This window comes from Vibrio sp. Isolate30 (genome assembly GCF_022397975.1).
GTDB lineage: Bacteria > Pseudomonadota > Gammaproteobacteria > Enterobacterales > Vibrionaceae > Vibrio > Vibrio fortis.
In genome coordinates, this window is sequence record NZ_JAKEUS010000002.1 from 461,019 (window position 1) to 485,428 (window position 24,410).

Consider the following 24,410-nt stretch of genomic DNA (forward strand, 5'->3'; position numbering starts at 1 on the left):
TTAGATATACATCATTGATTAGATGTATAGTTTCGCTAGGTCAGAAGGCTCAAGTTCTTTGCCTTCCAGAGAAGCATTCCAGTTAACGCCTACTAGTACACCATCTTCAGCTAGTGTTAGTAGCCAATCTTCAACGAAGATATCAAGTGGGATCTCTAGTACTTCGAAGTCTGCCCACTCTTCTACATTGTGCGTTTGAGCATCTTCTTTTGAAGACCAGAACGGCATTACTTCACTATTTTCAAATTCAGTAGAGTCACATGCTAGCCAACCTTCTTCGTTGCGAAGGCCCCATACAAGTTTAGTTTCTTTTGATTCAGAAACGAATAGATCAAGGTTTGCTTGAGTATCAGCTGTTAGTTTGCTCATGAAATAGTTCTCTATATTGATAACGTGGCAAGGTTACCATTAACGCCGCCTTAGGTACATGGCTTAAATGGGATAACCTATGCCTTTGATGGTTTATTTCAGAGTATTGGACCACTAAGTTACTTGGGTATGACGGTTACTTTTCTATCTTAGTAAAGATATGCCATTCTTCTTTAATATGGCCCTTAAATCCGGCAACAGACGCAACCACTTTACGGTTGAGAGCATGACTAATCGTATCTTGATTGATTCCGCCAGACGCTGAATCGCCGTAACCCACAATATTAATTCTTGATGGAGCAATGCCATTGCTGATCAAGGCTCGACGCACGTTAGCGGCGCGTTCTTTTGAAAGCATCAAGTTATGCTCTGCGTTGCCTGTTTTACTCGCATAACCTTGCAGCTGAATCGTAGTAGTCTCATAGCGTTTTAAAAATGCTGCCATTTGACGGATCTGGTTCAAGAATGCTGGGTTTATCTCTGTCGAATTATTCGCAAATAAGATGTGGAGTTGTTTTTGTTCTGAGGATTCGAAGTATGAACCACAGCCATCATTATCAATTTCAGCTCCAGTAGGCGTTCCAGGACAAAGGTCACGAGCGTTAATAACGCCGTCGTTGTCATCATCCTGTAAGTCATAGATTTGGTCTGACTTTGGTGTTGGTATATAGGTATATTCGTCATCGAACTGCTGAGCGATGGCTGACGAAGACATCACCATCAATAAAGCAGAGAAAATGCTAGATTTCTTCATTGCTTAGTATTCCACTTCTTCGTGCCACTCTTCAGGCGTTTGTACTCGGAGTGCTGCTAGCAGGTTACCGGCGGCGTTCATGACTCTGTATTTTGCGTACTGCTCATCATATTTCGCATCGAGGTAATCTTTTCGTGCTTCGAACAGTTCGTTTTCGGTATTGAGCAAGTCAAGGAGAGTACGCTTGCCTATACGGTATTGTTTTTCATAAGAGATGACAGTGTCGGATGCTGAATCTACATGGTCAGATAAGAACTCTTTTTGTTGAACCGTTAAGTCAAGTGCGCTCCATGAAAGTCGTAAGCTCTCTTCAACGTTTCGGTAACTTCTTTCTCTAAGATCTTTCGCTTTATTAAGCTGGTAAGCCGCACTTTCTGCTCTATCTTGATCTGCCCCACCATTGTATAGGTTGTATTTCAGGCGGAGCATTGCCGAAAATTCGTCGCTACTGCCTTCTGTACCACCTGCATCATCGCGCCAAGTTTGAGCAGCTTCTACCGATAGTGTTGGGTAATTAGTACTCTTTGATTGTTGATACTGAAATTTAGCGGAGTCGACATCTGCACGAGCAATTTTAATGACCGGGTGAGTTTGGAATGCCAGTTCAAGTGCACTGTCAATAGTGTAAGGAATCGCAGCAGAATCAGCTCTTGGGAAAGTCAATCCAAGAGGCTTTTGCCCAGTGAGTCGTTTGAATTGCGTATGCGTGTCAAACAGATTGTTTTGAGCAGCGAGTAAATTACCGTGCGCTTTTGCGATACGAGCTTCCACTTGAGACATGTCTGCAGTTGAACCAATACCAGACTCTACACGCTTTCTGATATCTCGATAGATCTCTTTGTGGGTCGCTAGATTGCTTTCTGAAAGAGAAAGAACTTCATACGCCTTTACTGCATCGAGATAAATCTTCGTGACTTCCAACGCTGTATCTTGTGCTGTTGCCAGCAGTTGATAGCGCACTGATTCTGCATCTGCTGCAGTACGATCAATATCATTAAGTGTATTGGAGCCATCCCAAATCAACTGTGTCAGCGTAAGGGTTGCCTCTTTGCGGGTAAAGTCAGTGGTGTTGGAGTTTGATGCAAGATCGGTATGCTCATATCCAATACCAGCGTCTAGGTCGATACTTGGTCGGTAAGCGCCTCCAGAAGCATCGCTGAGATAACGCTTACTGATGTACTCATTGTAAGCACTTTTGATCTCAGGATTGTTCTCAAGAGTAAATGCAACCGCCTGCTCTAGAGTTTGACCATATGAAGGTAAACTTAAGAGGACAGCAAGCCCACATGTTGCAGTTTTAATCTTATTCACTGACATCTCCGTATTGTTCATACCATAAACAAATAATGCTGAATTTTGTGGCTCAATAGAGCGCCAAAAAAATAACGATCTAGTTGTGTGTTTTGGCAAAAACCAGAAGGTTTGGATTTAGTTTTAGCATCAATATGGATGCTTCAAGGTTAAACAAATCTTACCAGTTGCCATCTTCTTTAATATCAGATAACACAATAACTTATATCGATGTTTAGAGCATTCAGACTACCATTTGATGTGATCTTTGTCATTAGTCTGTATCTGCTTTTGTTAAATAAATGACTAGTGGCTATGAATTGATGGGGTATAGGTGTTATATTTTATCTAATTAGCATTTTTTATGTGTCGCATTTTTGACACACCACTTCAAAAGTGGCTTTAGGGGTAAATATGGATATGACAATTTTAAGCCTAGTAGGCGCACTAGGTGCTGGACAACGTATTGTTATAGGCCTAGACGGCAAAGTTCGTGTGTTGGAAGCTGGTGAAGCTTTGCAACCAGGTGATTTGATTTTAGAAAGTCAAAATGAATCATCCCAACCCAACTTATCTGTTAAACGTGTTGAAGACGACGTTGAAGTCGAACTCGATTCTGATATCGAAAATATTTTTTCTGCGTTAGAAGAAGGCGCGGACCCAACGCAGCTCGGTGAAGAATTCGCAACTGCAGCCGGCGTAACTGGTTCGAGCTTAACAAACAGCGGCACCATTGAACGTGATGGCGAAGAAACTATCCCTGAAACGGAATTTGTCACTTCTGGATTTGAGTCTCTAGGCCTGTCAGAAACTCAAAGTCTTACATTGCTAGACTCATTCCGTGCTTTTGCTTCCGAAAACAGTGCGCCAGATATCGTTAGTTTTAACGGATCTTCAGTTAGCGATACGCTTACCGTTTCTACGAACGAAGACACCGCACTCAGCGGTCAGTTTGAAGCAACAGATGCTGACGGTGACGCGGTCACTTTCTCTATGGGGCAGGCTCCACAAAATGGACAGCTTGTTATCGATGAAGATGGAAGTTGGACATACACGCCTAATGCTGATTATAACGGAAGCGATAGTTTCACCGTTATTGTCTCTGATGGACAAGGTGGCACAGACACCATCACGATCAACGTTGACGTTACCCCTGTCAACGATACCCCAACTCTTATCGATGAGAATGGCGACCCTTTAGGCGAAAGTGTATCTGTAACAACGGATGAAGATACTGCGGTTAGCGGCTCACTTTCTGCATCAGATGACGACAATGATTCTTTAAGCTTTTCAAAAGGTAGCGATCCGTCTAACGGCTCTGTGACCGTGGATGAGAACGGTAACTGGACCTACACTCCAAACGACAACTACAACGGTAGCGACAGCTTCACGGTAATTGTTTCTGACGGCCAAGGCGGCACTGATACTCTTACTGTGAATGTTGGTGTGACTCCAGTTAATGACACGCCAACACTTGTTGATAGTAACGGTGATCCATTAGGTGACAGTGTTGCAGTAACAACAGACGAAGATACGCCAGTCAGCGGTTCGCTATCTGCATCGGATGGCGACAACGACTCTCTAAGCTTCTCAAAAGGCAGCGATCCATCTAACGGATCTGTGACTGTCGATGAACAAGGCAATTGGACCTACACGCCAAACGACAACTACAACGGTAGTGACAGCTTCACGGTGATCGTTTCTGACGGCCAAGGCGGAACAGATACACTAACAGTGAATGTTGGTGTGACTCCAGTTAACGATACCCCAACTCTTGTTGATAGCAATGGCGACCCATTGGGCGACAGCGTTGCTGTAACGACAGACGAAGATACGCCAGTCAGCGGCTCACTTTCTGCATCCGATGGTGACAAAGACTCTCTAAGCTTTTCAAAAGGCAGCGATCCATCTAATGGCTCTGTAACCGTGGATGAGAACGGTAACTGGACCTACACGCCGAACGATAACTACAACGGTAGTGACAGCTTCACGGTAATTGTTTCTGATGGCCAAGGCGGTACTGATACACTGACGGTGAATGTGGGTGTGACTCCAGTTAACGATACCCCAACACTTGTTGATAGCAATGGCGACCCACTGGGCGACAGCGTTGCTGTAACAACAGACGAAGATACACCAGTCAGCGGCTCACTTTCTGCATCAGACGGTGACAACGACTCTCTAAGTTTCTCAAGAGGCAGTGATCCATCTAACGGCTCTGTAACTGTCGATGAAAACGGCAACTGGACCTACACGCCAAACGACAACTACAACGGTAGCGATAGCTTCACGGTAATCGTTTCTGACGGCCAAGGTGGCACAGATGCGCTGACGGTGAATGTGGGTGTTACTCCAGTTAACGATACCCCAACACTTGTTGATAGCAACGGTGATCCATTAGGTGACAGCGTTGCTGTAACGACAGATGAAGATACGCCAGTCAGCGGCTCGCTATCTGCATCAGATGGTGACAACGATTCTTTAAGCTTCTCGAAAGGCAGTGATCCATCTAACGGTTCTGTAACTGTCGATGAACAAGGCAATTGGACCTACACGCCAAACGACAACTACAACGGCAGTGACAGTTTCACGGTTATCGTCTCTGACGGCCAAGGTGGCACAGATACACTGACGGTGAATGTAGGCGTCACGCCAGTGGACGATACCGCACCAATCGGTGTGGCCGACAGCGACACGGTGCTGGAAGGCGGCAGCGTGACCATCGACGTAGCGGACAATGATACAGACAGTGAAAGTGCGCTTGATCTGACCAGCATCGTTATCGTGAATGTAGGCGTCACGCCAGTGGACGATACCGCACCAATCGGTGTGGCCGACAGCGACACGGTGCTGGAAGGCGGCAGCGTGACCATCGACGTAGCGGACAATGATACAGACAGTGAAAGTGCGCTTGATCTGACCAGCATCGTTATCGAGACGCAGCCGGCGAACGGCAGCGTTGTGGTAAATGGTGACGGTACAGTGAGCTACCAGCACGACGGCAGCGACACCACGTCCGACACGTTCACGTACACAATCAAAGACGCGGAAGGCAACGAGTCTGACCCAATCACCGTGAATGTAGGCGTCACGCCAGTGGACGATACCGTTGTGGTAAATGGTGACGGTACAGTGAGCTACCAGCACGACGGCAGCGACACCACGTCCGACACGTTCACGTACACAATCAAAGACGCGGAAGGCAACGAGTCTGACCCAATCACCGTGAATGTAGGCGTCACGCCAGTGGACGATAAACCAACTGCCAACAACTTCTCAGTAACTCTAGACAACCAAGATGAAGCGTTCTTTACGTTTGATGGTGGTCAGTCTGGTTCTCAAGATAACGTTGGTGACATTGAAGATGATGCTTCTGGCACAGCTGTTGGTGTGAAGATTCTTGAAGAACCGCTATTTGGTAACCTCTATGACGTTAGTGGTGGAGGCAAAGTACTGATTAAAGCTGGGGATATCATCAGTAGCGACGCTCAAATCGAGTATGAGCAAGACCAGAATGCCGTAGATAGCTTGGATTTCGTTGCTAGTACTTTCCAAAGTCAAGTAGGTAATGGCACCTCTAGCGTTAGCTACTTACAAAGTAGTGTTGTTATTAGCGCGGGGCTTTACAACGGTGCGTCTCCACTTGGAGATAATATTAGTAGCGAACCTGGCTACTTAGTTTATGACGACAAGAATGACGAAGATGGCTTCGGTGTTTCTAAAAACGCGAATTCTACGCAAGGTGAACTTGACGTTATAACTGCCGGGTCTCAAGAGTACATTTCAATTGATTACTCTGCGACTGGCGCATCGATTACTGAAGCTAACATTGAGTTTGGTAGTGTCTATGGCAATTATTTCGCTGGAAATAATGCCGGTGGTCGTATTGAAGTTATTGCACTTGACGAAAGTGGCAACGTTGTTGGAACGTTCTACTTCGATGGTGATGAATCTGGTGAAAGCGGACTTACGATTGATAGCAATGGCAATGCGACAGTTAACATTGAAGTAGATGGTGGGTTTAGTGAACTACGCATCTTCACTACTCAGGATGGCTCAGATGATCCGAACATAAACTCTAACATTACCCTTAAAGGTGTTGATGTAGTAAGTGCCGAGCTTTCTGAAGAGATTGATTATCAATCGGTCGACTCCAGCGATTTGGTGAGTGATGAGATAGCGCAGTTAACTATTGTGCCAAATGATACTGACCTGGCGCCTGTTGCACAGAACGATACTGTTTCTGTGTTCGGTGGTCTATCTGGTTACTATTACAGTTCTAACGACAGTGTTAATGGCAACATTGATTCTGTTCAAGATGCTCTCGATGTTATTGCTAGCAAAGATGCCGACCTAACATTTGATGCTAAAGACATTAACTACACGCTAGACGGAAATAGTAGTGGTTTAAGCTCTCAAAGTCAGTTTGAAGATTTCTTAAATAGTGATGCTGGCTCTGTTGAAGGCACTGTTGGCGCCCATACTGATGGCGTGGTCCAAATGAGTGGTTCAGTCTATCTCGCAGCCGGTGATTATGCGTTTAAAGTTACTGCTGATGATGGCTACACGATATTAATCGATGGGGTGGCCGTTGCGACTGTGGATCAGAATCAGTCATCAACTACGACTTTGCATGATGCATTTACGATTGACAGTGATGGTTACCATTCCATTGAAATCGTGTATTGGGATCAAGGTGGCGCTGCTAACCTAGATATCAATTTGGGCACGGTTGATAGCAATGGTAACTACAACAATGGAGAACATGACTTAAATGACTTCCCATTGATTGGCGACGTGCTGTCAGTGCGAGAGGGTGGATCTTTAACCGTCGATTCGTCACTTCTTCTCGCTAACGACTACGATCCAAACACCGGTGATACATTCACTATCGTTGCGGATGGATTTAGCTCAACTGACGGAACCGTTTCATTCGATCAAAATAGTGGAGAAGTTTCATTCACACCAAATAGCAGTGTATCGGGCACTGCCTCATTCACTTATACCATTGTAGATAGCTCTGGTCTTACTAATACAGCAACGGTAACTACAATGGTGACACCAATCAGTAACGGATTGGCGGTATCTGCGGACTTAACCAGTGTAAGTGGGAATGTTGCAGACTCTATTGTTACAAGTATTGAATCTAGTTTGACGGGCAAGGTGGTAGATTCAGTCGCTGACGGTGGTGATAACCATCTTCAGACTACAAGTGGTGCTTGGGTTTATGGCTACGATGGTAATGATACGGTTGTTTATGGCAGCGGTGATCAGATGCAAGTACTCGGTGGTGAAGGCAATGACATTATTGTCGGTAATGGCGGCGATCTTGGCGTTGTTTCTGAAGACCTTCAAGGCAATGATGGAGATGATATTTTGATCGGCGGCGTTGACGCATCAAGTAGTATCGATCTACGTGGTGACGGTGCCGGGGATTCAGGACAAGATATTCTCATATCTCGCAGTCCGACTTCATCTACGGCCTATTACGGTGGCGATGGTGCGGATAAAGCATACCTAACCGGTCAAAGTTCTGATTACACATTCACCACTGCTGGGGCTTCCGATTACACACTAGTTCATACTGGAACAGGGAATGCAAACCACGATTTCTACAGTATTGAATCTTTGTATTTCGCTGATGGTAAGTTTGAAGTTCAAAGTGGTAACTTGGTTAAGGTTGCAGAGGTTTACGAGCTCAACATCGATATAGACTTAAATGACAACGATGGTAGTGAGCAAGTAAGTTCATTGGTGGTCAGTGATGTGCCGTCTGATGTGACACTATCGACAGGCACTAAACAAGCTGACGGAACTTGGGTTATTGACCCTACTGAGCTAGACAGTGACGGGAAGCTCACGGTTATCGTAGAAGCACCAGTTGATACGGCACCAGTTCTCACTGTTACTGCTGGAGCTTATGAGGTCGATGGTCAAGGTCAACCTGTCGATTCAGAAGTATTTGCCAATACTCAAACAGGTATTGTCATAGCGCCTAGCTTAGGTAATGAAAATGGTGACAACACCATCGTTGGCTTTGATGGTGACGACGTGCTGTTTGGAGATACTGGCGGTGTCGTGGATAATTCTGTTGCACCAACGAATTACAATATTGCTTTAGTGGTTGATACTTCAGGCAGTATGAAAGATGCACTCAATAGTAACAGTAGCGAGTCTAAGTTAGATGTGGTTAAAGCGTCACTTATTGCTATGTTAGCAGACATCGCATCTCATCCAGGAATTATCAACTTGGCGTTAATTGGCTTCGAAGCGAGTGCTAGCATAGAGATTAACTTGCAGGACTTAGAAGAGTCAGACTTGGATCAGACAGTTAACTCTGCGATTAATGCTTTAACCGCGGACGGTGCAACTAACTACGAAGCAGCATTTGACGCAGCAAAAGATTGGTTTGAATCTGGTTCACAACCATCAAGCTACGAAAACTTAACGTTCTTCTTAACGGATGGGAAACCAACTGTATCGAATAGTTCTAACAGCAGCGGCTCTACGACTCAGTTTGATGAGTTTGCTGACTCTGTTACTGCTTTTGACGAGTTAGCGGACGTGTCGAAAGTTAGAACTATTGGTATCGGGGATGGGATTGATTCAGAAATACTAGAACATTTTGTTAGTGACAATGGCTCCTCGTACACGTATTCGTCAACTACAACGCAACTTGCAAACTTTAGTTCTAGTACGGGTGAGGCTTGGAGCCTTGATAACTTTACGGTTTCAGGCGGTACAGCAGTACTGAACAACTCACGCATCTTGCTAACCGATACGGGCAATGCTAGTGGCTCAGCTTCGATGACTAGTCCTGAGTTTACCGTTGCTAATGGCGAAGCGTCAGTACTGACATTTGATGCGTCACAGGGTAGCTATTTCGGTGGCGGCGATGTGTTTAGCTGGAGTGTTCAGAAATTTGACGAACAAACTCAGTCATGGGTAAGTGTCTCATCTGGAAGCAATACGGGCTCGATTGAAACAGATCTACTTCATGAAGGTAAATACCAGTTAGTACTCTCTGTTTATGAAGACCAAAGCGGATATACTGCAGATGTATACTTAGACAACTTTGCTATTAAGACGTTAACAAGTACGACAGGCGACGTTGAAATCGTTCAATCAAGCCAAGGCTTAGATGCTGCACTTGAGGAAGGTAGTAACGAAATCACGCTTCTTCCTGTAGGTAATGATGATTTGAGCGGCGGTGCGGGTAACGACATCTTGTTTGGTGATGCGATTAACACTGACAACTTACCATGGGGGGAGAAAGGGCTTGTTCGTCCTGATGACTTACCTGATGGTTCCGGTATGCAAGCGTTAACGACGTTCTTGCAGATGTTGAATGGCGAAGAACCTACAGACATGGAAGTCTACGAATATGTAAAAGGTAACCACGAGCTGTTTAACGCTGATAGTGATACGCGCGGAGGGGATGATACCGTTGCCGGTGGATTAGGTGATGACATTCTATATGGCCAAGGCGGTGACGATACATTGATTGGTGGCTTGGGTGACGACATCCTAACCGGTGGTGAAGGAGAGGATATCTTTAGTTGGGTCGACATGGATGATGGCTCGTCAGACACCATTACTGATTTCAGTGTTGCTGATGGAGATAAGCTTGATTTATCTGAGTTGCTGGCAGATCTTGAGACGGATGATATAAACGCTCTGCTAAATAACATCGAAGACTCGATCACTGATAACGGCAATGGTGGCTCAGCGCTAACCATTGATAAAGGTGGAGAGTCGATGACGATTGAGTTTAATAATGTCACTTCTTCAGAGTTAACGGATTATCTGTTTAATCAGGATGGTTTGAAGTACACAGATAGTTAACCTCAATTAAAGTTAATTGATAACAAAAGGGTCACCAAACGGTGACCCTTTTTAATGCGTAATCTTTAATTAGATCAGACGTTGTTTAAAGAACCTTACACGCAAAACCTTTCAGGTAGAAACCTTCTGGATAAGCGGTATCTGTTAGGTGGTCTGCAGCTTGTTCAAAGCGCTCGACAAACTTAACCGTGCGACCAGCGTCAATTGCAGCATCAGCGATGATTTTCTGGAATAGGTCTGTGCCCATTAGTCCAGAGCATGAGTAAGTAAGCAGAGTGCCACCAGGTTTCAGGATCTGCATCGCTAACATGTTTACGTCTTTGTAGCCGTTTGCACCTGAAGTTAGGTTGTTTTTGCTCGAAACGAACTTTGGCGGATCCATGATCACAACATCGAACTTCGTGCCTTGGTCACGGTATTCGCGCAGAAGCTTAAATACATCAGCATTCAAGAACACCGCACGTTTTTTTGAAATATCGAATTCGTTTAATTCAGCATTGTGTTTAGCCGTGTCTAAAGCAAGCTGTGAAACGTCAGCGTTGATAACGCGCTTTGCGTCACCTTTAAGCGCGTATAGACCAAAACCACCGGTGTAGGAAAAGCAGTTCAAGACTTCTTTGTCTTTTACGTACTTCATTGATTCTTTGCGGCTGTCACGTTGGTCTAGATAGAAACCAGTTTTGTGGCCCTCAACGATATTAACGCTGATTTTTACGCCATTCTCTTCGATTACAACAGACTTAGGTGGTTCTTCACCATGAAGAACGCCGACAATTTGTTCAAGGCCTTCTTTTTTACGTACCGCAACATCCGAACGCTCGTATACATTGCAGTCAGGGAAGCACTCCACGAGAGCGGCCACAAGTTCAGATTTGTGATATTCAGCACCAGCACTGAGTAGTTGGCATACTAGGAAGTTCTGATATTTATCGATAGTGATGCCCGGCAATCCATCAGATTCAGCTGCGATTAATCGATAGCCAGTAAGACCGTCACGAACAATGATGTCTTCGCGAAGCATTTGTGCGTCTTTGATGCGTCTAACAAAAAATGCTTTATCGATGTCTTCTTTTTCAAACGTCCAAACACGAGCTCGAATTTGAGAAGCAGGAGAGTAGGCTGCTTTTGCTAGCCATTGACCGTTGCTTGCGAAAACGTCGACGGTTTCACCAAGTTGCGGTTCACCTGTTACTTTGTCGATACCACGAGAGAATACCCATGGGTGTTTGCGGCGTAGCGACTTATCACGGCCTTTTGCTAGTTGAATCGATGGAGTCATAGTTTACTCTGATTGTTTGAATTCGAAGGTGGTGTATTGTCAGGGAAGAGACTAGCAAAATCAAACGACAAAGACGTTAGATACAAAAAAGGGCCGCAACTGCGGCCCTAATCGTCAAGATTGGTACTTTTAGGCTTTAAGACCAGTAAGTAATCCTTCCATTGAATCACTTTGTTGACGGAGTTGGTCAACGTTAGCGTTACTCTTGCTGATCATCTCGCAGATGTTGTTTGATTGGTTACGAATCTCTTCAACACTTTGTGCAATGTTGTCTGCAACGACACCTTGTTCTTCAGCAGCCGTAGCAATTTGAGTGCTGCTGTCTGAAATAGATTGGTTTTTCTCTGCCAATGATCCAATTTCAACGTTCACTTCAGACATCAGTGTTTGTCCTTCGTTCGCGTTGTTTACCGTCACTTCCATTAGTTTAGTCAGAGACTGGCTGTTACGTTGTAGCGCTTCAATCATACTTTGGATTTCAACCGTCGCTTGCTGTGTACGGCCGGCAAGGGCACGAACTTCGTCTGCAACGACAGCAAAGCCACGGCCTTGCTCACCAGCACGGGCTGCTTCAATCGCAGCATTCAATGCAAGCAGGTTAGTCTGTTCTGAAATAGCATTGATGGTAGTTACTACTTCGTCGATTTGCGCAGCATTGGCGTCTAGCTCTTCAACCGCTTGCGAAGCAGATTGAATTTCTTGAGACAAATTAGAGATAGAGGCGAGAGTGTTTGATACTTTGTGTTGACCGCTTTCAGCAACTCCATGCGCATCCATTGTTTGAGTGCTGGACTCATGCGCTAAGTTTGCAACCTCGCGAATGGTTGACGCCATCTCTTCAGTCGCGCTTGCTAAGCTATTTAGATGCTCTTGTTGAACGCCTGAAATATCTGAACTTTGTTGAGTAGATTGGTTAAGATCAGAGCTAATTTGCTGCATTAAAGCAACAGACTCTTGAATCGAAAGCACCATCTTTTGCTCACGCTCTGCTACCTTATCAATAGTGATGGCAATTTCACTGAATTCGTCACGAACTAGAAAGTAGTTCATACGTCCCGTTAGATCGCCGTCTGCAAGCGTGTTAAGAGCTTTGTTCATTGAGAACATCGCACCGCCGATAAAGGTCATGATGTAGTAGACACAGAGACCGATGAGAGTCAGGGTAATACCGATAATGGTGATTTGAGTCGTTGACAGTGCAGACCATAGGTTTTGGTCGTGCGTTGCAACTAAGCTAAATGCACCATTCATTACTGATACAGCACCTTCGCCGAAGCCTAAAGAGATAGTATCAGACTGACTGATAAGTTGTGCTACCTGCTCACGAGACAGTTGGCCTGCTTCAATAAGACCTTTCATTAGCATCAGTTCGTCTTGGTAAAGGTGGACCAAAAGCGCGTCTGCAGCACTATCTAGAACGAGAGTTAAGATAACGAGAGCTAATACAGGGAGTAGAAAAAGAAGGTAGAACTTTTCTTGAATCTTTAGGTGGATGAGATATTTGTCAATCCAACGGAAAGGGATTTCTTTCATATTAATGGTGCTCAAATAATTCCACCCAACTAGGGCGGATGAATAGATTTATCAACTATATCACCCAAGTAAATTATGAGGCAATGTTATGGATCGTTCCCATCGTATATTTCTGGTAACAGGTCGTGTTCAATGTGTTGGTTTCAGATACTCAACACGCATAAGAGCATTGGACTTAGGGCTAACAGGCTATGCAAAGAACCTAAATAATGGTGATGTTGAGGTGCTTGCAATCGGCAATAACACTAAAATTGAGGAGCTGCACACATGGCTTCATAAAGGACCAGATACGGCTAACGTAGATCGTGTAGAGGAGCAGGATGCTGCTGGTATAAAGATTGATGATACCAACAGCAAATACTTTCAAGTTCTTTGAAACGTGAAGTTGTTATTCAGTGAGTGATGACTGAAGCGCTTTATAAGCATTTTGCAGGTTTAGGAAGGCCAGCTAGCTTAGTTGCTTGCTTTGCCGGCCCCTTTTTAAACAGCTTAAACAGGTACTTACTGTTGCCTTTTTCAGGGCCGTGAGCTTTCTCCATTGCTTTAACAAGCATGCGGACAGCGGGAGATGTATTGAACTCTTCATAGAAATCACGGACGAAATGAACGACTTCTAGGTGAGCTTCGGTGAGTTCAATTCCTTCATCATCGGCCAGAATCTCGATCATACCTTCTTCCCATTGCGTGTGGTCTAAAAGATAGCCTTGAGCGTCAGTTTCGATTTTTTTTCCGTTATATTCAAACATGTTTAATCCAGAGTCATATCAATCAGCGGCGTAGGGTACATTACTCAGCAATATTTCCCAACAAATAATAGCCAATAGAAAACAAAAAGCCCAAGACGAATCTTGGGCTTTGCGGGATTAATAAGTTGACGATGTTATTAGTCGTCGTTACCCATAATACCTAGAATGCTCAGTAGGCTGATGAAGATGTTGTAGATAGATACATACAGCGTCACTGTCGCTGAAATGTAGTTAGTTTCACCGCCACGGATGATACCTTGAGTTGTCATCAAGATAGCCATTGTAGAGAACACAATAAATAGGCTGCTAAGCGCTAGATGTAGAACTGTTGATTGGATGAAAATGCTCGCAATCATACCAACAACTAGCACTACGAATAGTGAAAGCATTAGGCCACCCATCATCGATAGGTCGCGCTTCGTAGTTAGTGCATAAGCTGATGCTGCCATAAATGATAGTGCAGTACCGCCCAGAGCAGTCAGTACCACGTCGCCCATGCCCGCACCGATGTACGCGTTAAGAAGAGGGCCAATGGTGTAACCTAGGAAACCTGTAAACAGGAATGTGAATACTAGACCCATGCTGTTATCACGGTTCTTCTCTGTTAGGAAAAGTAGACCGTAGAAACCAACCAGCATAATAATTAGACCAGGACGAGGCAGGTTCATTGCCATCGAAATACCTGCTACCACAGCAGACCAAAGTAGTGTCATTGAAAGTAGCGCGTAGGTGTTACGCAGTACTTTATTTGTTTGCAGAGCGCTCTCTTGAGAAGCTGTGCGAGAAAACATAGGGCTGTTCATAATCTTCCTCGTAAGGTGATATCAATAGTTATTAGTACATTTATGGGGCTGAAAGTTCGAAAAATCAAGCCTTTCATTAAATTTGTCTACTTAAAATGATAATCAAAATAGAGAGTTAAGTGTTTTTCAAGGTGTAACACAATGTAACTGTGCGACGGTATCATATCCTCTAAAATAGAAAGGGCAGCAAAAATAGCTGCCCTGTTAGGTAGATACCGATTCTAGTGGTGAAGAATCTGGCTCAAGAAGTTTTGAGTTCGATCAGATTGTGGATTCTCAAAGAAGTCGACAGGATTGTTTTCTTCGATGATCTCTCCGGCATCCATAAATATCACTCGGTCGGCAACTTCTTTCGCAAAACCCATTTCGTGCGTTACACACAGCATGGTCATGCCTTCTTCAGCAAGCTCAACCATAACGTCTAGAACCTCACGAACCATCTCAGGATCGAGTGCGGAAGTCGGTTCATCAAATAACATAACTTGTGGGTTCATACACAGAGAGCGTGCAATCGCTACACGTTGCTGTTGACCACCAGAGAGCTGACCTGGGAACTTGTCTGCTTGATCTGGGATCTTAACACGCTCTAGGTATTTCATCGCGATCGCTTCTGCTTCCTCTTTAGGCATCTTTTTCACCCAAATTGGAGCAAGGGTACAGTTCTCCAAAACCGTTAGGTGAGGGAAGAGGTTAAAGTGTTGGAAACACATACCAACTTCTCTACGCACCGCTTCGATATTCTTTAAGTCTTCGGTTAGTTCATTACCAGAAACAAAAATATGGCCTTTTTGATGCTCCTCTAAACGGTTGATGCATCGAATCATGGTCGATTTACCAGAACCAGAAGGGCCACAGATTACGATTTTCTCACCTTTCTTAACTTCTAGATTGATGTTCTTAAGAACGTGGAACTCACCGTACCACTTATTCATGTCTTTCAGTTCAATCATCAATTCTTGAGATTCGTTGTTTTGTTGTTGCGTCATAATACGTCCTTGATCTCTTTAACTATCGTTTGTGACCGGTGTGAAGTCTGTTTTCTAGCCATATCGAATATCTCGACATACCAAAACAGAATACCCAGAACACTAACGCGACAAATACATAACTTTCTGTTGCAAAGCCTAGCCACTCAGGGTCGGTGTTAGCAGCTTGGCCGATACCCAATACATCGAACATACCGATGATAAGAACCAGACTGGTATCTTTAAACAGGCCGATAAAGGTGTTTACGATCGATGGGATCGTAATCTTTAGGGCTTGAGGAAGAATGATAAGCCCCATTTTCTTCCAGTAGGTTAGGCCAAGTGCATCTGCTGCTTCATATTGACCCTTAGGAATTGCCTGTAAGCCACCACGGATAACCTCCGCCATGTAAGCTGCACTGAACAGCACCACACCGACAAGAGCACGAAGCAGTTTGTCTGTTTCTGAACCAGCTGATAGGAACAGTGGGAGCATTACAGATGCCATGAACAGAACAGTAATAAGAGGCACACCACGCCAGATTTCGATATACACAGTACAGATACTACGAATAATCGGCATTTCTGAGCGTCGTCCAAGCGCGAGTGCAACACCAATAGGCAGGGAAACCACGATACCCACGAGTGCGATGATTAACGTAACCAGCAATCCGCCCCATTTGTGTGTCTCTACAACCTCTAACCCAAACACACCGCCATAAAGTAGAGCCGCGATTAGGAATGGATAGATGTTAACGAAGAATAGCCAAATCCATGTACGCTTTGGTGTTCCTTCGTAGGCTAGTAAACCAACGAAGACAGCAAGCGTGAAGTAGAATAGGCGAGGACGCCACAGCTCTGCTTCAGGGTAGAAGCCGTACATGAACTGTTCCCAACGTACACTGATGAATACCCAACATGCGCCATCGCTTGTACAAGCGTCACGTGTTGTGCCTACCCAGTCTGCGTTTAAGATGGCCCAGTCAAAGACAGTCCAAATTAATGAGAATGCGAAGTAACCGAGAATTACGGTAACAACACTATTCACGGGACCGTTAAATAGGTTTTTTCTAAGCCAACCTACGACACCAACCGTGTTTGCTGGAGGTGGTAGATCAGGCTGAAATTGATGTGTGCTCATTTTATCTCTCCACCAATGCTACTTTACGGTTATAGATATTCATTAACGCAGAGGTTAATAAGCTCAATGTGAGGTAAACGGCCATCGTCATCGCGATAATCTCAATCGCTTGACCGGTTTGGTTAAGAGTTGTACCTGCGAAAACTGAAACCAAATCAGGATAACCAATCGCCATTGCTAGAGATGAGTTTTTAGTTAGGTTTAAGTATTGGCTTGTTAGCGGTGGGATGATAATTCTCAATGCTTGAGGAATGATCACCAGCTTCAAAGTACGAGAACGTGGCAAACCTAAAGACATGGCTGCTTCAGTTTGACCGTGACTTACAGCATTAATACCAGAACGAACGATCTCCGCGATGAATGACGCAGTATAGATACTTAGCGCAAGCATAAGAGCGGCAAGTTCTGGGATGATGCTGATACCACCTTTGAAGTTAAAGCCTTTAAGCGCTGGATATTCAGCTGAAATTGGCATACCCATAATGAAGTAAACAATGACAGGCAGGACAACAATTAAACCCAGAGCAATACGTCCCATTGGAGTCTGTTGGCCAGTAAGGCGTTGTTTGTTGTTTGCCCAAATGTTGATGATGATAGTCGCTACAATACCCGCGATGAAAGCGGCGATAACGATACTACTGCCGGCTTCAAAAACAGGCGCAGGGAAGTAAAGACCACGAACATTCAGGAAGATAGCTTCACCAAGGCTTAAGCTTTGACGAGCGGACGGTAGCGCTTGAAGAACAGCGAAATACCAGAAGAAAATTTGTAGTAGAAGCGGGACATTACGGAAAATTTCGATATAAACCGCTGCGAATCGGCTAACTAGCCAGTTCGATGAAAGACGCGCAATACCCATGGTAAAACCAAGAACCGTCGCTAGGATGATACCTAGAACAGAAACGAGTGCGGTATTAAGTAGGCCAACAATGAATGTTCGACCGTAAGAAAAGGTTTCGTCATACTCGACGAGTGTTAAACCGATACCAAAGCCAGCTTCTTGGCTAAGGAAATCGAAACCGGTAGCGATGCCGCGAGCATCCAAGTTCGTTAACGCATTGTTGACAATGGTATAGAAGAAAGCGGCGAGTGCACCAAGAGCGATGATCTGAAAAATGACCGATCGGAAAGTTGGGTTATAAAGAAGGTTGGCGCTTTTAGCTTGGGGCTTTTCCTGGGAAGGAATAGAAGTGTTATTAGGTTTCATACTGCAATAACCTCAAATCCATTTAACAGTTAGGGCGGAAATCCGCCCTAATTTCGTGTTACTCAGTTGTAAATTCAGCGACTCTAGGTCAATCAACTATATAAAGGATTGGCTAGAAGCCGCTGTGTAAAGTAATCACGTAGTGGCTATTAACGGATTGGTGGAGCGTACATGAAGCCGCCCGCATTCCATAGCGCGTTTACACCACGAGAGATCTGAAGTGGAGAACCTGTACCTACAGTACGTTCGAAGCTCTCACCGTAGTTACCCACTTGCTTGATAACTTGGTAACCCCAGTCATCACGGATACCTAGGCCTTTACCTTTTGGTCCGTCAACACCAAGGATACGCTTGATGTTTGGATCTTTAGACTTAAGCATTTCGTCTGCATTCTTAGATGTAATGCCGTACTCTTCTGCGTTAACCATTGCAGACAGTGTCCACTTAGCAACGTTGAACCATTTGTCATCGTCTTGACGAACTACAGGGCCTAGTGGCTCTTTAGAAATGATTTCTGGAAGTACTTCAGCAGACTTAGGGTCTGCAAGATTTAGACGAAGTGCGTAAAGGCCAGACTGGTCTGTTGTAAGAACGTCACAACGACCTGCGTCGAAACCTTTAGATGTTTGCGCAGCCGTATCAAATACCACTGGCTTATAAGACATACCGTTGTTACGGAAGTAGTCAGCAAGGTTAAGCTCTGTTGTTGTACCAGACTGAACACATACAGATGCGCCGTCTAGTTCTTTAGCACTCGTTAGGCCAAGATCTTTCTTAACCATAAAGCCTTGACCATCGTAGTAGTTAACGCCTACGAAGTTCAGACCAAGTGCCGTATCACGGTGCAGCGTCCATGTCGTGTTGCGCGACAGAACATCGATCTCACCCGATTGTAGAGCCGTAAAACGCTCTTTAGCCGTTAGAGGTACGTATTTAACTTTAGTTTTATCACCGAGTACAGCCGCTGCAAGAGCTTGACAATACTCAACATCAATTCCTTCCCATTCACCTTTTGAGTTAGGGTTAGAGAACCCTGGAAGACCTGTACTTACACCACAAGTTAGAAAGCCTTGAGATGTGACTTTGTCCAGAGTGCTTTCTGCCGCTGATGCAGATGTTGCCATCATTGCAGTTGATGCAGCTACTACTGAAGCAAGAAGTGTTAGTTTATTTGTCATTTGTATCCTTCCTTGTTAAACCAGGTGACACCTGATACACGTGCTCGATTTGTGTTGTGCTTGCTGTGTTGCTTGTTTTTGTTACCTTTAAGCGCGGTTACTCAAATCATGGTTTGCATTTTGCAAATAACATTGTGTGCGATTTGAACAACTGTTTATAAGGTTAGGAAAGGATTTGCAGTTTCTCAAATGTATAATTTAAAAAGATTTTTGAGTGAAATCACAAATCCGGACACATTTAGAATGACCAAATGTTACGTGAATGTAAATAGTGCAAGGGCTCACACTGTTGGTGCAACGAGATTTAGGTTTCTAAATTCTTAATAGTCTAGCTGATTATCTTGTTTATGTGATTTTCTGTCGAAATTTTAACCTTAAGAAAATCTTAAATTTGGTGAAATATTATTTTAATTATGCAAATGCACCTAGGATTATGCCCCAAATTTGGTAGCATGCATGAATAGTTATTAAAGAGGTCTCAAGGAAGAAAATGCGTTACTTTCCAATGTTTTTAGACATCGAAAACAAACCGATTCTGGTTGTTGGTGGTGGCGAAGTTGCTTGTCGAAAAGTCGATAGTTTGCTTCGAGCCGGCGGCGATGTAACCCTTATATCGCCGAAGGTTGAACCTTATTTAAAGCAGTTAATAGATGAAAATAAACTGCACTGGGTACAAAACTTCTACTCGTCACAAATGTTGTCGAGTCGATATTTACAAGTGTGGGCTACAACGGACAATCCTGAGCTTAATCATCAAGTGCATAGTGATGCAAAAAAAATGGGTATTTTGGTAAACGTGGTCGACGATCAACCATACTGTGACTTTATTACCCCTTCAATGATTAACCGAGGAAGAATTCAAATCGCTATTTCGAGTGGCGGTGCTTCTCCGGTCTTAGTTCGCAATATTCGTGAAAAATTTGAGAGTTTACTACCGCAGAATTTGGGTCTACTTGCCGACTTTGGCGCATCAAAGCGCAACTCGATCAAAGATACGTTCCCTACAGTTGATGAACGTCGTAAGTTTTGGGAGCGTTTCTTATCTTCACCTCGTATAGAACGCATCACGGAACGTGATGAACTAGAGAAGTTCTACCAAGAGTCACTAAAAGAAGAGGTGGATTCACTAGGGCAAGTGACTTGGATTGAGTTTGAGTCAGACGTTGAGCTTCTTTCAATTAAAGCGCTGCGCCTTATGCAGGAAACAGAACTTGTTTTATATCCTGTTGACTGCCCATTTGAGTTTATCGACTTGTGTCGTCGTGACGCGGAACGCGAGCAATTTAAAGACAGTGGCGAATTATCTACAAAGCTGATGAAGGCACGCAGTGAAAACTTGCGAGTGTGTGTTTTTGTACCGCCAAGCAGCGTCGAGTTTAATTTACTGATCGGCACTGACGTTAAGTTGGCTTCGGGTCGCAGTATTTAAACTGATGACGGGCTGTAGTAACTGAAACTACAGGCACTTAAAAATACAAAAGCCTCAATGCTAGTAAACATTGAGGCTTTTTTATACGGCTAAGCAAACATTAGTCGCGGAAGTTATCAAACTGGAATGGTTGACCGAGTTCACCGTTACGAACAAGTGCCATTACTGCTTGAAGATCGTCACGCTTTTTACCTGTTACACGAACTTTTTCGCCTTGGATAGCAGCTTGAACTTTGATCTTGTTGTCTTTAATTAGCTTAACGATTTTTTTAGCAACTGGAGTCTCGATACCTTGCTTAAAGATAACGGTTTGGTGCCAGTATTTACCTGATTGGTCAGCTTTTTGAGATTCCATCGCTGATACATCAACGCCACGTTTCGTTAGGTTGCCACGAAGGATGTCACGAAGCTGTTTTAGTTGAAAATCGTGCTCTGCAGACAGCTTTACAGTTTCATCTTTGAATTCAAAGCTTGCTTCAACACCACGGAAGTCGAAACGCGTCGCTAGTTCGCGGTTTGCGTTGTCCACCGCGTGGCGCAGTTCAACAGTTTCGATCTCAGAGATAATATCAAATGAAGGCATGGTTAGTTCCTTAAGCTAAGTTTCTATCTTTAATTGCAGTTGCAAGCAGGCCAAGCATGCTCGCAGTATCGTCCCAGCTTAGGCATGGGTCAGTGATTGACTTACCATACTCTAAGTTGTTGATGTCTTTCATCGACTGATTGCCTTCTTCAATGAAGCTTTCAGCCATGATACCTGCGATTTGATTCTTACCAGACTTGATTTGCTCACAGATGTCTTTAGCAACATCAAGTTGTTTTCGGTGCTGTTTCTGACAGTTAGCGTGACTAAAGTCGACAACAAGACGTTGTGGTAGGTCAAACTCAGCCAGTTGTTGGCATGCTTGATCAACAGATTCAGCGTCGAAGTTAGGACCTTTGTCACCACCACGTAGAATAACGTGACCGTATGGGTTACCTGAAGTACGGTAAACAGTCATACGACCATTTTTATCTGGTGAATAGAAGTAGTGAGAAGCTTGTGAAGCACGGATCGCGTCGATAGCAATCTTAATGTTGCCGTTAGTTGCGTTCTTGAAACCAACAGGGCAAGAAAGAGCTGAAGCCATCTCACGGTGAATCTGTGACTCAGTAGTACGAGCACCAATCGCGCCCCAAGTGATCAGGTCTGCGATGTATTGGCCAGTGATCATATCCAAAAACTCAGTCGCTGTAGCGAGGCCAAGCTTATTGATATCTAGCAGAAGTTTACGAGCTTTGTTTAGACCAGCTTCTAGTGCATAAGAACCATCCAGGTTTGGATCGGTAATCAGACCTTTCCAGCCAACGACAGTACGTGGCTTTTCAAAGTAGGTTCTCATTACGACGAATAGCTCGTCTTTGTATTGTTCTTGAATTTTGCTTAAACGCTCAGCGTAATCTAATGCAGCGTCAGTGTCGTGCACAGAACAAGGGCCAACGATGACGAGCAGACGATCGTCGCGTCCAGTGAGAATGTCTTCGATTTGGCGGCGAGAGTTTGCAATGCGCTCAGCAACGTCGTCAGTGATTGGGTGTGCGTTGCCTAATTCGGCAGGAGTTGGCATTGGCCCAAGTGCTTGGGTTCTCAACTCATCAGTTTTTAATGGCATGTGATAGCTTTTTATTCTATTGCGAAGCAGTAAAGATAACGGAATTAACCGGAGGAATAAACTCCCTTAGGTCAAAGTTATCTCGGATATTGGTAATATTCTTAGATTTATCAGTTTGCTTGGAGGCATTGTGTAGGGCAGACATACACTGAAACAAAGCGAATCAGAGAGTAAGAAACGTTAGGTCTCTTTTTTGTAACATTTTTTTGACATTCAAACGCGTGTTGGGTTAACTGGTCTGACAACTAAAAAGCAAGGACGCAGTAATGTTATCCCCACTTCAGAAAGCTAACTTTTATCTCAATATGTTTGGTTTTTTCAAAGTGCCTTTAATTTGGCTATGTAGACCAAAACTGTTGGCGTTAGATGACTCTCATGTAGAAGTAAAAATCCCTTTAAAGAGAAGAACCAAAAATCATCTCAATAGTATGTATTTTGGCGTCCTTGCTGTAGGGGCTGATGTCGCCGGTGGCTTTCTAGCAATGAGTAAGTCTCAGCAGCAAGGAGAGAAGATCTCATTGGCTTTTAAGGAAGTGAGTGGTCAGTTTTTAAAAAGGCCAGAAGGTGACGTGCATTTTACATGTCGTGATGGTGGTCTGATTAACGATATGTTGGCCGAGACAATGAAAACCGGAGAAAGAGTCAATCAGCCCGTAACGATTATTGCTACTTGCCCATCACTGCATGGCGATGAGCCGATGGCAGAGTTTATTTTAACGCTCTCGATTAAAAAGGTCAGCCGTTAAGCTGACCTTTATGCTTCACACTTAGGTATAACTTTCTCCAAGTGACTTGGTCACATAGAGGTGACTGCTAGGCTTGAGTGATCTCTTCAATATCGACGATCTTTGATCGGTTCATAACGATTTTCCAACGATAATAGGTTGGTTCGCTATCATGATTGTTCTCTTTGATGATTAGGTTCAGTAGGTGACGTTTTTCGACCGATTCACGACTGACCTGTCCGTCATTCAAGCGATAAACCTTGTTTGAACCTTTATCCATTAAACGCGTTAGTGCCCTTAAGCTGATTGAGAGTGTCTCACGCGTCTCTTCGTAACCACTCATAAAAGTTGATGTCGACATCTCTGTATGCGAACGATAGTGGAGGATCTGCTCCTCACGTTGCACAACACGTTTTTTGCGGATTGCTTGAATACGGTCTGCGAGTTTTGAAAAGTTCGTGTAATCCAGCCATTCAAGTTTGTGTCCAACGACTTTCTTCGTTGTCGGATCAAGGTAGCGGCGTTTCCATTTTGGTTTCCCTTTGCGAATCCAACGCCAAAGTATGTCACGCAAGTCATCTTTGAAGATCTCACGTAATGCATAAATGAATGACATAGCAACAATAAACGAGGCGGTAATTTCTCCGAGGAAATCTCGAGCTAGAATAACCGTGGTGGTTACAAATACCATCACTAAGCCAGTAGCAATGCCTTTAACGGCACGCTTGACGTTGTTGCCCATCGAAACGGCTTTTTCTTGAAGTACAATCGGGTGTTCGATAAGACGGCGTAATAAACGCATTTTGTTACTCAATCGAGTCACATCTTCACGAACTTTAGCCGAATTGTATCGATTGAGTTTTCGGTGTGCGGTCTCTTTTTCACACAGAGCGATCAAGCGTTCTTTAATCGTTGAGTATTCACTGCCTCTAGGCATATGAGAGATCAGCGATAAGAACTTTTGTTCAGTATACCAAGAGAGGTAGTTATCGATGTTGGCGTAGTAGCGCTTTAAGTTTTCTTCATATGGAATGCTTCGACGAAGCTTTTTAAGGATATCAAGCGCAAGCTCGATCACCTCATCTACTTCATCTGACGTGACCGTGTCACTATCATTCTTGTTTAGGCTAGACACCGCCTTATCTAGAGCAATCACATACTGATAGGCGAACAAACTTAGACTAACACGGTATTGAGTCGTTGAGAGGCGCCCACGTTTTGCGAGGCGACTGTGAACAAGAGGCAATAGTGTTTTATCACTGTAGTAAGCGCGTTTCTGCGTAATAGAGCTATAGAAAAATGCGCTCTCAGAGAGGACTTCTGGAGTCAGTCCGAGTTCACCGGGAACAAAGAGATACACGTCCATGTCGAGTTTTTTGGTCTTGGCCATTGCATGGTTTATTTTTAGTGTAATCGCGTCTTGTTTATCAACGGTGATCAACGAAAGTTCCTCTAGTGTAAAAATATGAATGAAACTAGCGAAAGCATAACAGA

The 24,410-nt window shown here is 44.2% G+C and carries 18 protein-coding genes; 4 read left to right on the forward strand and 14 right to left on the reverse strand.

Annotated elements, in window-relative coordinates; all coding sequences use genetic code 11:
- Positions 1-18: 18 nt before the first annotated feature.
- From L1D60_RS09140 to L1D60_RS09150, 3 genes are all read right to left on the reverse strand, one after another.
- Positions 19-369: a DUF2750 domain-containing protein gene (locus tag L1D60_RS09140; protein WP_032549144.1), complete on the reverse strand. Its 351-nt coding sequence runs from the start codon at positions 367-369 to the stop codon at positions 19-21.
- A gap of 136 nt (positions 370-505) precedes the next feature.
- Positions 506-1,123, reverse strand: coding sequence for an OmpA family protein (locus L1D60_RS09145; RefSeq protein WP_239840801.1), 618 nt, complete (start codon positions 1,121-1,123; stop codon positions 506-508).
- Between the two features lie 3 nt (positions 1,124-1,126).
- On the reverse strand, positions 1,127-2,440 hold the full coding sequence (locus tag L1D60_RS09150; RefSeq protein ID WP_239840990.1) for a TolC family outer membrane protein: 1,314 nt from the start codon (positions 2,438-2,440) through the stop codon (positions 1,127-1,129).
- A 387-nt stretch (positions 2,441-2,827) separates the two neighbouring features.
- Between L1D60_RS09150 and L1D60_RS09155 the strand changes: the two genes are divergently transcribed.
- Positions 2,828-10,258 carry an Ig-like domain-containing protein gene (locus L1D60_RS09155; RefSeq protein WP_239840802.1) on the forward strand — a complete coding sequence of 2,477 codons (7,431 nt, stop codon included), beginning with the start codon at positions 2,828-2,830 and terminating at the stop codon, positions 10,256-10,258.
- Between the two features lie 85 nt (positions 10,259-10,343).
- Here the strand turns inward: L1D60_RS09155 and L1D60_RS09160 are convergent, their stop codons facing one another.
- A complete protein-coding gene (locus tag L1D60_RS09160; RefSeq protein WP_239840803.1) occupies positions 10,344-11,537 on the reverse strand; it encodes a class I SAM-dependent methyltransferase in 1,194 nt (397 codons plus the stop codon).
- 129 nt (positions 11,538-11,666) lie between these two features.
- A complete protein-coding gene (locus L1D60_RS09165) occupies positions 11,667-13,070 on the reverse strand; it encodes a methyl-accepting chemotaxis protein (protein ID WP_239840991.1) in 1,404 nt (467 codons plus the stop codon).
- An 88-nt stretch (positions 13,071-13,158) separates the two neighbouring features.
- Between L1D60_RS09165 and yccX the strand changes: the two genes are divergently transcribed.
- The gene (yccX, locus tag L1D60_RS09170) at positions 13,159-13,446 is read left to right on the forward strand and encodes an acylphosphatase (RefSeq protein ID WP_239840804.1); all 288 of its coding nucleotides are present in this window, start codon (positions 13,159-13,161) and stop codon (positions 13,444-13,446) included.
- 40 nt (positions 13,447-13,486) lie between these two features.
- Here yccX and L1D60_RS09175 read toward each other — a convergent pair whose 3' ends face one another.
- From L1D60_RS09175 to L1D60_RS09200, 6 genes are all read right to left on the reverse strand, one after another.
- Positions 13,487-13,816, reverse strand: coding sequence for a TusE/DsrC/DsvC family sulfur relay protein (locus L1D60_RS09175; RefSeq protein ID WP_239840805.1), 330 nt, complete (start codon positions 13,814-13,816; stop codon positions 13,487-13,489).
- Positions 13,817-13,953: 137 nt separating this feature from the next.
- Positions 13,954-14,619, reverse strand: a complete 666-nt coding sequence (locus tag L1D60_RS09180; protein ID WP_239840806.1) for a Bax inhibitor-1/YccA family protein — start codon at positions 14,617-14,619, stop codon at positions 13,954-13,956.
- A gap of 221 nt (positions 14,620-14,840) precedes the next feature.
- The gene (locus L1D60_RS09185) at positions 14,841-15,605 is read right to left on the reverse strand and encodes an amino acid ABC transporter ATP-binding protein (protein ID WP_239840807.1); all 765 of its coding nucleotides are present in this window, start codon (positions 15,603-15,605) and stop codon (positions 14,841-14,843) included.
- A 22-nt stretch (positions 15,606-15,627) separates the two neighbouring features.
- Complete coding sequence (locus L1D60_RS09190) at positions 15,628-16,725, reverse strand: amino acid ABC transporter permease (RefSeq protein WP_239840808.1); 1,098 nt, start codon at positions 16,723-16,725, stop codon at positions 15,628-15,630.
- 1 nt (position 16,726) lies between these two features.
- Positions 16,727-17,932 carry an amino acid ABC transporter permease gene (locus L1D60_RS09195; protein WP_239840809.1) on the reverse strand — a complete coding sequence of 402 codons (1,206 nt, stop codon included), beginning with the start codon at positions 17,930-17,932 and terminating at the stop codon, positions 16,727-16,729.
- A 149-nt stretch (positions 17,933-18,081) separates the two neighbouring features.
- Positions 18,082-19,110 carry an amino acid ABC transporter substrate-binding protein gene (locus L1D60_RS09200; RefSeq protein ID WP_150872329.1) on the reverse strand — a complete coding sequence of 343 codons (1,029 nt, stop codon included), beginning with the start codon at positions 19,108-19,110 and terminating at the stop codon, positions 18,082-18,084.
- Positions 19,111-19,600: 490 nt separating this feature from the next.
- Between L1D60_RS09200 and L1D60_RS09205 the strand changes: the two genes are divergently transcribed.
- The gene (locus L1D60_RS09205) at positions 19,601-20,539 is read left to right on the forward strand and encodes a bifunctional precorrin-2 dehydrogenase/sirohydrochlorin ferrochelatase (protein WP_239840810.1); all 939 of its coding nucleotides are present in this window, start codon (positions 19,601-19,603) and stop codon (positions 20,537-20,539) included.
- Positions 20,540-20,639: 100 nt separating this feature from the next.
- Here the strand turns inward: L1D60_RS09205 and L1D60_RS09210 are convergent, their stop codons facing one another.
- Together L1D60_RS09210 and L1D60_RS09215 are read right to left on the reverse strand one after the other, a co-directional pair.
- A complete protein-coding gene (locus tag L1D60_RS09210) occupies positions 20,640-21,122 on the reverse strand; it encodes a YajQ family cyclic di-GMP-binding protein (RefSeq protein WP_150872333.1) in 483 nt (160 codons plus the stop codon).
- A 10-nt stretch (positions 21,123-21,132) separates the two neighbouring features.
- The gene (locus L1D60_RS09215; protein ID WP_239840811.1) at positions 21,133-22,191 is read right to left on the reverse strand and encodes a 3-deoxy-7-phosphoheptulonate synthase; all 1,059 of its coding nucleotides are present in this window, start codon (positions 22,189-22,191) and stop codon (positions 21,133-21,135) included.
- Between the two features lie 266 nt (positions 22,192-22,457).
- Between L1D60_RS09215 and L1D60_RS09220 the strand changes: the two genes are divergently transcribed.
- A complete protein-coding gene (locus L1D60_RS09220) occupies positions 22,458-22,937 on the forward strand; it encodes a DUF4442 domain-containing protein (protein ID WP_239840812.1) in 480 nt (159 codons plus the stop codon).
- A 67-nt stretch (positions 22,938-23,004) separates the two neighbouring features.
- Here the strand turns inward: L1D60_RS09220 and L1D60_RS09225 are convergent, their stop codons facing one another.
- Complete coding sequence (locus tag L1D60_RS09225) at positions 23,005-24,357, reverse strand: hypothetical protein (protein WP_239840813.1); 1,353 nt, start codon at positions 24,355-24,357, stop codon at positions 23,005-23,007.
- Between the last annotated feature and the right edge of the window lie 53 nt (positions 24,358-24,410).

Coding starts and splice junctions, on each gene's coding strand:
- L1D60_RS09205 (WP_239840810.1), top strand. CDS start 19,601: ATGCGTTACTTTCCAATGTTTTTAGACATCGAAAACAAACCGATTCTG.
- L1D60_RS09190 (WP_239840808.1), bottom strand. CDS start 16,725: ATGAGCACACATCAATTTCAGCCTGATCTACCACCTCCAGCAAACACG.
- L1D60_RS09180 (WP_239840806.1), bottom strand. CDS start 14,619: ATGAACAGCCCTATGTTTTCTCGCACAGCTTCTCAAGAGAGCGCTCTG.
- L1D60_RS09160 (WP_239840803.1), bottom strand. CDS start 11,537: ATGACTCCATCGATTCAACTAGCAAAAGGCCGTGATAAGTCGCTACGC.
- L1D60_RS09215 (WP_239840811.1), bottom strand. CDS start 22,191: ATGCCATTAAAAACTGATGAGTTGAGAACCCAAGCACTTGGGCCAATG.
- L1D60_RS09155 (WP_239840802.1), top strand. CDS start 2,828: ATGGATATGACAATTTTAAGCCTAGTAGGCGCACTAGGTGCTGGACAA.
- L1D60_RS09220 (WP_239840812.1), top strand. CDS start 22,458: ATGTTATCCCCACTTCAGAAAGCTAACTTTTATCTCAATATGTTTGGT.
- L1D60_RS09195 (WP_239840809.1), bottom strand. CDS start 17,932: ATGAAACCTAATAACACTTCTATTCCTTCCCAGGAAAAGCCCCAAGCT.
- L1D60_RS09200 (WP_150872329.1), bottom strand. CDS start 19,110: ATGACAAATAAACTAACACTTCTTGCTTCAGTAGTAGCTGCATCAACT.
- L1D60_RS09165 (WP_239840991.1), bottom strand. CDS start 13,070: ATGAAAGAAATCCCTTTCCGTTGGATTGACAAATATCTCATCCACCTA.
- L1D60_RS09175 (WP_239840805.1), bottom strand. CDS start 13,816: ATGTTTGAATATAACGGAAAAAAAATCGAAACTGACGCTCAAGGCTAT.
- L1D60_RS09185 (WP_239840807.1), bottom strand. CDS start 15,605: ATGACGCAACAACAAAACAACGAATCTCAAGAATTGATGATTGAACTG.
- L1D60_RS09140 (WP_032549144.1), bottom strand. CDS start 369: ATGAGCAAACTAACAGCTGATACTCAAGCAAACCTTGATCTATTCGTT.
- yccX (WP_239840804.1), top strand. CDS start 13,159: ATGGATCGTTCCCATCGTATATTTCTGGTAACAGGTCGTGTTCAATGT.
- L1D60_RS09145 (WP_239840801.1), bottom strand. CDS start 1,123: ATGAAGAAATCTAGCATTTTCTCTGCTTTATTGATGGTGATGTCTTCG.
- L1D60_RS09150 (WP_239840990.1), bottom strand. CDS start 2,440: ATGTCAGTGAATAAGATTAAAACTGCAACATGTGGGCTTGCTGTCCTC.
- L1D60_RS09210 (WP_150872333.1), bottom strand. CDS start 21,122: ATGCCTTCATTTGATATTATCTCTGAGATCGAAACTGTTGAACTGCGC.